Raw genomic sequence first — 618 nt, forward strand, 5'->3', positions numbered from 1 at the left:
GTTATGTGCTCGTAGCATGACGAAAAGAGAGAGGTATAAGGAACATGGGTGATGATTGAGCTGAGGAACTATGCAGCTAGCGATGCAGAGCGGTTAGTTGAGCTGGCGAATAACGCCAATGTGTCGCAGTTCCTGGTCTACACTTTTCCCTACCCCTATACGTTTGAAGACGCAGTTTGGTGGATTACTACTGGATCGCAAGAAAACGGAGCGATAACCAAAGCTGTCGAATACCACGGCGAATTAATCGGTAGCGTAGGGGTTACCCCGCAAACTGGTTGGAAAAGTCACACGGCGGAAATTGGATACTGGCTGGGTGAGCAGTTCTGGGGTCGCGGAATAGCAACTCAAGTACTAGAGCGTATGACAAATGAAGTGTTTTCGGGTGAACGGTGGACTAAGCTATTTGCTCCAGTCCTTTCTCCTAATCAAGCGTCTGTGCGCGTGCTTGAGAAAAACGGATATCAGTTGGAAGGCATTCTGAAAAACGAAGTTATAAAAAACGGGCAGCTTTTCGATGTGCATCATTATGCCAAGCACCGCACATAACAATGGCAAACAGTTCGGCGCTTTGCGCCCGGACGCTTACTTCGTTCGCGCCGCTGTTGCGGGGCGTTA

At 49.2% G+C, this 618-nt stretch carries 1 protein-coding gene; it reads left to right on the forward strand.

Annotated elements, in window-relative coordinates; translation table 11 throughout:
* Positions 1-51 precede the first annotated feature (51 nt).
* A complete protein-coding gene (locus tag QGM61_RS15215) occupies positions 52-549 on the forward strand; it encodes a GNAT family N-acetyltransferase (RefSeq protein ID WP_281133502.1) in 498 nt (165 codons plus the stop codon).
* The last annotated feature ends 69 nt before the right edge of the window (positions 550-618 follow it).

It is taken from the genome of Pseudohongiella sp. SYSU M77423 (assembly GCF_029911965.1).
Classification (GTDB): domain Bacteria; phylum Pseudomonadota; class Gammaproteobacteria; order Pseudomonadales; family Pseudohongiellaceae; genus Pseudohongiella.